Annotated in this window: 9 protein-coding genes and 1 pseudogene; 6 read left to right on the forward strand and 4 right to left on the reverse strand. The window is 69.8% G+C overall.

The features are described 5' to 3' along the window. Together ACFRAC_RS36385 and ACFRAC_RS36390 are read left to right on the forward strand one after the other, a co-directional pair. A pseudogene (locus ACFRAC_RS36385) lies at positions 1-123 on the forward strand (LysR family transcriptional regulator); the annotation flags it as partial. 598 nt (positions 124-721) lie between these two features. Next, positions 722-859: a hypothetical protein gene (locus ACFRAC_RS36390; RefSeq protein WP_382939527.1), complete on the forward strand. Its 138-nt coding sequence runs from the start codon at positions 722-724 to the stop codon at positions 857-859. Positions 860-981: 122 nt separating this feature from the next. Here the strand turns inward: ACFRAC_RS36390 and ACFRAC_RS36395 are convergent, their stop codons facing one another. Both ACFRAC_RS36395 and ACFRAC_RS36400 read right to left on the reverse strand, forming a co-directional pair. After that, positions 982-1104 (reverse strand): hypothetical protein, encoded by a 123-nt coding sequence (locus ACFRAC_RS36395; protein ID WP_051956616.1) that lies wholly within the window; start codon positions 1102-1104, stop codon positions 982-984. Between the two features lie 1066 nt (positions 1105-2170). Then, positions 2171-3145 (reverse strand): helix-turn-helix transcriptional regulator, encoded by a 975-nt coding sequence (locus tag ACFRAC_RS36400; protein ID WP_382939533.1) that lies wholly within the window; start codon positions 3143-3145, stop codon positions 2171-2173. Between the two features lie 80 nt (positions 3146-3225). Between ACFRAC_RS36400 and ACFRAC_RS36405 the strand changes: the two genes are divergently transcribed. Beyond that, positions 3226-3960, forward strand: a complete 735-nt coding sequence (locus tag ACFRAC_RS36405; RefSeq protein WP_382939537.1) for an alpha/beta fold hydrolase — start codon at positions 3226-3228, stop codon at positions 3958-3960. Between the two features lie 26 nt (positions 3961-3986). Then, the gene (locus ACFRAC_RS36410) at positions 3987-5063 is read left to right on the forward strand and encodes a winged helix DNA-binding domain-containing protein (protein WP_382939540.1); all 1077 of its coding nucleotides are present in this window, start codon (positions 3987-3989) and stop codon (positions 5061-5063) included. A gap of 54 nt (positions 5064-5117) precedes the next feature. On the opposite strand, the gene ACFRAC_RS36415 is transcribed toward ACFRAC_RS36410, so the two are convergent. Continuing rightward, positions 5118-5537: a Tn3 family transposase gene (locus ACFRAC_RS36415; protein ID WP_382939551.1), complete on the reverse strand. Its 420-nt coding sequence runs from the start codon at positions 5535-5537 to the stop codon at positions 5118-5120. On the opposite strand from ACFRAC_RS36415, the gene ACFRAC_RS36420 reads away from it, so the two are divergent. After that, positions 5472-5621, forward strand: a complete 150-nt coding sequence (locus ACFRAC_RS36420) for a Tn3 family transposase (RefSeq protein WP_382939559.1) — start codon at positions 5472-5474, stop codon at positions 5619-5621. The genes ACFRAC_RS36415 and ACFRAC_RS36420 overlap by 66 nt on opposite strands. On the opposite strand, the gene ACFRAC_RS36425 is transcribed toward ACFRAC_RS36420, so the two are convergent. Then, positions 5587-6237: a hypothetical protein gene (locus ACFRAC_RS36425; RefSeq protein ID WP_382939543.1), complete on the reverse strand. Its 651-nt coding sequence runs from the start codon at positions 6235-6237 to the stop codon at positions 5587-5589. The two genes, ACFRAC_RS36420 and ACFRAC_RS36425, sit on opposite strands and share 35 nt — an antisense overlap. A 221-nt stretch (positions 6238-6458) precedes the next feature. Between ACFRAC_RS36425 and ACFRAC_RS36430 the strand changes: the two genes are divergently transcribed. After that, positions 6459-6760, forward strand: a 302-nt coding sequence (locus tag ACFRAC_RS36430) for an ANTAR domain-containing protein (RefSeq protein WP_382939546.1), incomplete at its 3' end; no start/stop codon positions are given.

Genomic DNA, 6760 nt, shown 5'->3' on the forward strand with positions numbered 1-6760 from the left:
CAGCGCTACGACAACGACCGCGCCCACACCTGGCTGCGAGACCTGGCCACCGAAACCGTCCAGGCACTCTTCGCACCACCGACCGCCTCTCAACAACCCCTCACCCACCGGACCGGGCAGTGACGGATACGCCCGGGGAAAGACCCGCGGCAGCCGACCCCCGTTCTCGTGAACATCCCCTCTTCGTGCGAGCGTGCGACTCCCCATCTCGCATCGAAACGACGTCGTAAGTCGGTTCTGGCGTAGATCTTGGGGAGCGATCGCGGAGGGTGATGGTGGCGTTCGATTCGCTCAGAGCGCGATCGGCCGGTACTTCAGAGCCTCGTCGACCATCTGCTCCGCACACGGGTCCTGACGGATGTCTGAGTGATGGAAGACCAGGTCACTCACCCGGGGATGCGACACGTTCGCCTCCAAGAGCCGCAGATAGTAGCCGCTCTCCGCACAGGCAGTCAGGAGTCGGAGCGCGGGGACGCGCACGCCGACGCGGCGGCGCTGTGTGAGGAGGCCGCGGGTCTGTATGAGGAGGCGGGGCTGGCGGGCGACGCGGTGTACGCCCGGGTGAGCGCGGTGCTGGTACGGGCGCAGGTGGTTGTGCCGGGGGAGGGGACCGAAGGTGCAAAAGGGGCGCCGGTCCCGGGGGCGCCGGCGCCCGGGGTGCGGGTCCGGAGGCGCGTGCCGCCGCCCGGGTCGCGGTCTTCACCGAGGCGCGGGGGAGCTGGTGCGGTTGCGCGGGCAGGCGTTCGGGATCGCCCCGTACCTGCAGGTGCGGTTGCGCGAGCAGGTGTCCGGGATCGCCCCGTGCCTGCAGGCGTGGCTGCTGTGCCTGCGGGTGAGCGCCCGCGGCCTGCGGCTTTAGGCGTCCGGGGACCGCGGGCACGCGCCCGCGGTCCTGGCGGAGGTGGAGCTGCTGTAGGGGTGTGACCGAGATACGCGCCAAAGGGGCAACGGGATGATCTTGAAGCCCTGATCCGCTCGGATTTACGTGCGGCGACGTGCAGCGGGGTCGCGTTCGGCGACGTGCCGGGCGACCGAGTCGACGCCGGGGCGGGCGTACCGCTCCAGGGAGCGGACGGAGGCGTGGCGGGAGCGGGCCAGCAGCATCGGGGTAGAGGTGCCGTCCTCCGCGTCGTGCGTCAGGGCACTGTGACGTAGCCGGTGGAGCGTCCAGCCGTCCAGGTCCTCGATGTCGTCGGATGAGGCGAGGGGGGTTGGCCAGCAGCCGGGTGTTCTCCTCGAAGATCTCCTCAGCCCGGCGGTAGGAGAGCCGGGCCCGGCCGGTCTCCGGGCACACGTCGAGCGTCGGCGTTCCGGCCGAGGCCTTGCGGTCGGTGAGGAACAGCGGGCCGCGGGTGCGGCGGGCGATGAGTCGGGGCAGCAGCTGGGCGGTGCCGGACTGCCAGTGAATCCACTCGGTCGCCCCGCCCTTGGCGGTGATCTTCCCCCGCTTGTCCTGCGGGTAGAGGTCTTCCACGTTGAGGCACAGCACCTCGTCGGCCCGTGCGGCGGACTCGTAGAGCATTTTCCACTGTGTCTTCTCCCGCAGCGCGACGTCGAGGCGCCACAGGGCGGCGATCTGGTTCTGCGCCAGGGCTTTGGTGCGGTCCGGCGGTGCCGGCCGCCGCTCGATACCGATCGTGGGATCGCCGTCGATCCAGCCTTGGCGCTGCCACCAGTCGATCGCCTTGCGGGCGATGGACAGTTCACGGTTGACGGTGTCGGCGTCCATCTCGTCCGCCCGCGCAGCCGCCAGCTCGGCCAGGACTTCCGGCAGTGCCGGGTCGTCGATCGCGGTGACGGCGAAGACGGGCGGCTTCGCGCCCCGGCGGGCGGGTCCGGTCGGCGCGGGTCCGCCAGCGAACATCCATCCCCATGTCGTGAGCGTGATCCGGTAGATCCGTGCGGAGGACTTCGCGATGCCCGCGCTGGTGAGGTATCGCTCGACCGCCGCGGTGTACGTCGACGGCAGGGCGGACAGCGGCACCACTCGGGCGCGCGGCACACGCAACGCGCCCCCGCCCCCGAGTTCGGTCACTGGTTCGATCGTCACGCCTGCCCCGCCCTTCCGGTACTGCCGCAGTAAATGCGTACACCTCGCCCCGGCGACCGGAAGACCCCGTTGCAGATCGCGATGATCACCGTGGGGGATCTGCCGCAGTAAATCCGGCATTTACTGCGGTAGTTCTTCCGGTCCCCGCTGGGCAGCTGCGGTGAGCTGGGCGGCCAGATCCTTGAGCGCCTGCCGTAGTTCGTCGGGATGGTGGATGGTGAAGGGCCATTCCAGGGAGGCGAGCATGTGGGCCATGCCGTCCAGCCGTTCTGCCCGTGCGTGCATGAGGACGCCGGTGGGCTGGGCGGTGAGGGTCACCGCTGAGCGAGGCAGTCGGCGGGCGATCTCATCGAGGGGGCCATGGATCGTCACCTCGACCTGCCAGCGGTAGGGCCCCTGGGCGAGGTTCGAGGCCAGGTGGGCGACGGGGTCGAAGCCGGCGGGTGCGGTGAAGCTGTCGGCTCGGGGGGTGACGGAGGTGATGCGGTCGATGCGGAAGGTCCGCAGGCTGTCGCGGAGGTGGTCGTGGCCGACGACGTACCAGCGGCCGGTGTGGAAGACCACGCCGTAGGGGTCGATGTCGCGTTCGGTGTGTTCCTGGCGCCAGGACTGGTGGCTGATACCGACGGTCGCGCGGGCGCGGGAGGCCTGGGCCAGGGCCAGCAGGACGCCGGTTCCGGGTGCCTGACCGATCACGGCGTTGGCGGTGAAAGACAGGGTCTCCCGCATGGCGGCGAGCGGTTCGCGTAGGGCGTGCGGAAGCACCCGCTCGATCTTGGCCAGGGCACCGGCACTGGCCGGCGCGGCGGTGCCCATGCCCAGACGTTCTGCCGCGAGCAGGCCCAGGACGACGGCGAGGGCCTCGTCGTTGGTGAGGACCAGGGGTGGCATGCGGTAGCCGCGGGCCAGTCGGTAGCCGCCGTAGCGGCCGCGTTCGGCTTCCACGGGGATGCCCAGTTCCCGCAGGTGCGCGGTGTACCGGCGCACCGTGCGCACGTCGGTGTCCAGCCGGTCGGCCAGCTCTGTCCCGGTGAGCCGGGCGTTGGACTGGAGGAGTTCCAGCAGGGTCAGCACACGGGTCAGGGGATGCGACATGGATCACTCGGCATTTCAGGGCGGATTCTGTCCTGTATCGACTTTACGCTCCCCGCAGCACCTCACTTCAGGGAGATCACATGGCCACCTTCGTACTCGTTCCCGGCGCCTGGCTCGGGGCATGGGCCTGGGAAGACACCGCCCGAGCTCTGCGGGAGCGCGGCCACACGGCGCTGCCGCTGACACTGACCGGCCTGGCCGAGCGCGCCGACCAGGGCGCCCCCCAAACGGACCTGGACACGCACATCGCGGACATCAGGGGATTCGTCGAAGAGCACGATCTGCACGGCGTCACGCTGGTCGCCCACAGCTACGCGGCTGCCCCGGTCACCGGGGCAGCCGGACGTCTCGGCGACCGGCTGGAGCGCGTGGTCTACGTGGACAGCGCCCCGTTCGCCTCAGGCATGTGCATGCTCGACCTCATGCCGCCGGAGGCAGCGGACCAGCTGCGCCAGCAGGTCGACGCTTCTGGCGACGGGTGGCGCCTGCCGATGCCGCCGTTTGAGGTCCTGGGCTTGTCCAGCAGCCTCGACGGGCTCGATGAGGGCCAGCGGGACGTTCTGCGCGCAGGTGCCACCCCTCAGCCGTTCGGCACCTTCACCCAGCGTCTCGCCGGCCCGGCCGAGCCCGGTCCCGGTGTGGACCGTGTCCTGGTCGCGTGCCAAGACTTCACGGGCCTGCTGGATGCCGAGGTGCCGATGCTGGCCTACCTGAACCAGCCGCCGTGGCGACGCTTCGACCTGCCCACCGGACACTGGCCGATGCTGTCCGCGCCCGCCGAACTCGCCCGCGTCCTCGACAAGGCCGTCTCCTGACCGCGTCGGCCGAGAGGTAGAACCCGATGCTTGACCGCGAGAGCGTCCGCCGGCTGCGGGCCTGTGCGCAGGCCCTGGCCGGCGGGGCACGGGAGGCCACTGCCGAGGCGGTCGTCCGACGGGTCTTCGCCATCCAGGCCCAGGACACCACGGCCGCCGACCTGGGCATCCGGGTACGTGGGCTGAACATCACCGCCCAGGCCATCCGCGCGGCGTATGAGGACGAGCGGAGCATCGTCCGCAACTGGTACATGCGCGGCACCCTGCACACCATCCCCAGCGACGACGCCCACTGGGCCCTGCAACTGCTCGCCCCTCGGTTCCTTGCCACAACCAGCCGCCGCTACCAGCAGCTGGGGCTGGGCGATGATCTGCGCCAGCACGCCGACCATCTCATCCGGCGGGTTCTTGCCGCGCACGGCCCACTCACCCGGGCTGAGCTGACCGAGCACCTCACCACCCTCGGTATTCCGCCGGACGGGCAGGCGCCGTTCTACCTGATCCGCCACGCGGCACTCACCGGCACCCTCTGTCACGGCCCGCAGCGCGCCGGTGAGGCCACGTATGTACTGCTCGACGACTGGCTGCCCTCCACCGGGCGCTTCCGGTGGGAGGGAGACTCTGCTCTCGCCGAGCTGGCCCGCCGCTACCTTGCCGCGCACGCCCCCGCCACCTTGGAGGACTTCGCCGCCTGGTCCGGGCTGCCGGTCACCTGGGCCCGCAGGGCTTGGAAACTGCTGGCGGAATCGGGCGCGATCACCGAGTACGGCGCGTTGACCGTGCTCGCCGGGCGGGTGAAACGACTCCCAGACTCGTCTGACACCCCGGACGTTCGCATGCTGCCCGCCTACGACAACTACCTGATCGGCTCCTGCACCCGCGAGGTGTCTGTCCCCGCTCTCCACCAGGCCCGCGTCTGGCCAGGAGGCGGCCTCATCCGGCCCACCGTCATCGCCGACGGCCTGGCCATCGCCACCTGGACCCGTGGCTCCGGCTCGCGCTCCATCCAGGTGGATGCGTTCGAACCTGTCCCGCCTCAGATCGAGCAGGGTATCGAGATGGAGAAGGAGGCCGTCGTCGGCTTTCTGCGGCCAACCGCATAGCCGACCCACATCCCGATCCAAGAATAGGGCGGCCGCGTAGGCGAGAACGTTGGGTCAGGCGGCCTGGCCGAGGCTGGCGGCGGTGAGGTCCTGCTCACGGAGCGGGGTGAAGTCGACATCCAGCTTTGGGTCGTACGCGTCGGGCTGGATGCCGAGCTCGTGGGTGCTGTACTCGCCGAACCGGTTGATGTGTTCGGTCAGGTACGGCGAGATGTGTGCCAGGTCTTCGGGGTCGATCTCCCACCCTTCGTCCAGCAGTTGCCGCACGATCTCCGCGATGTCCAGGGCGTTGTGGAAGATCACCGCGTTCGTGAGCAGGGCGTTGAATTTCATCGCCTTCTCCTGCTCGATGGGGTCGTTGTCGGCGATGATGCCGCGGTTGCCGAAGCCGATCCACTGGGAGAACCGATTGCCGCCTTCCGCGAGGTCGGCCGCGTCATCCGCACCGTCCAGCTCCTTCGGTATCTGTCGGATGCGCCGCTTCGCCGGCGGGTGACCGCGGCGACCAACAAGGTGGAGTCGTTCAAGCCTCGGCGGTCATGGCCGCGGCCCTCGTGAGCGCCTCCTGGGCCGGGCCGCCCTCGTCGATGTTCTTCAGCACCGTGCGGTAGTTCCCGATCAGGGCCTCGACGATCTCCCGCTCGGCGAGCTGGGTCTCCTCCAGCTCCGCCCTGGCCTTCTTGATCTTCGTCGCCACCCGCTTGCAGAACATCGTCGCGAGGTCGTCCCGTACCCGCATCCTCGCCTTGTGCGTCAGGGCCGCGACCAGCGCGATGCGCTTGACGGGGACGAAGCCCCGCAGCTCCGAGGCATCCGCCGCGTCCGCCTCCCCGGCAAAGTCGGTGATCTTCCCCGCAGCGACACCCTCCATCCACACGTCCGTGTCTCCGAGACCGTCCACCCACTCCAGACGCCTGGTCAGGTTCTTGAAGTGTGACCAGGTCGGGCCCTGCGCGGGCTTCTTCAGCCGGTTGAACAGCGTCGTCCCATCGCCGTCGCGCTCCTCCAGCAGCCGCAGCAGCCCCGCCCGCTGAGCGGCACTCATGCGGTCGTGGATGCCCGTACGGATCGAGGCGTTCACCTCGGTGCGGATCTTCGAGGCCATCTTGTCGAAGGTGGAGAACCCCGGCAGCTCCAACTGGCAGATCGCCGCCTGGCTGCTGCGGGCCGCCACGCGTGCCGTGGCCGGTGACCTGGGAAAGCAGCTGAGCCCGCACAGGCAGCGAACCGGCCCTTCGACCATGTCGGGGCGTCGACCGCTTCGGCGCGCCACCCGGCGGCCGGCCGTCCCCCCTCCGTGAGGCTCGCGTGGGCGGCCTTGGGGTCCCCCAGGCCCGCGGTTCCGTGAGCGGGCAGGCGTACTAGAAATAGACCTCGCCCTGTGGGGAGCCGGTGATGACGACTTCCCGTGAGCAGCGCTTTCTGCCTGCCGATGGTCGTGATGACGTGGTGGCGTGGCTGGAGCGGGAGAATGCGCAGCTGCGCCGGGCGGTCGATTCGCATGCGATGGTCGACCAGGCCATCGGTGTCCTGGCCGCGGTGTGCAGGCTTGAGCCTGGGGCTGGGTTCGAGGTGCTGCGGGAGGTTTCCCAGCGCACCAACATCACGCTGCACACGGTTGCTGATGCGGTGCTCGACTGGGCGTTGGAGCGGAAGCCCCTGCCAGTGTCCGTGGACGGGGATCTACAGGCGGCCCT

Source organism: Streptomyces sp. NPDC056628, assembly GCF_042792555.1.
GTDB lineage: Bacteria > Actinomycetota > Actinomycetes > Streptomycetales > Streptomycetaceae > Streptomyces.

Excerpts from the sequence above, each read along its gene's own strand:
- ACFRAC_RS36395 (WP_051956616.1), bottom strand. The coding sequence starts at position 1,104 with ATGCTGCTGGCCCGCTCCCGCCACGCCTCCGTCCGCTCCCTGGAGCGG.
- ACFRAC_RS36400 (WP_382939533.1), bottom strand. The coding sequence starts at position 3,145 with ATGTCGCATCCCCTGACCCGTGTGCTGACCCTGCTGGAACTCCTCCAG.
- ACFRAC_RS36410 (WP_382939540.1), top strand. The coding sequence starts at position 3,987 with ATGCTTGACCGCGAGAGCGTCCGCCGGCTGCGGGCCTGTGCGCAGGCC.
- ACFRAC_RS36405 (WP_382939537.1), top strand. The coding sequence starts at position 3,226 with ATGGCCACCTTCGTACTCGTTCCCGGCGCCTGGCTCGGGGCATGGGCC.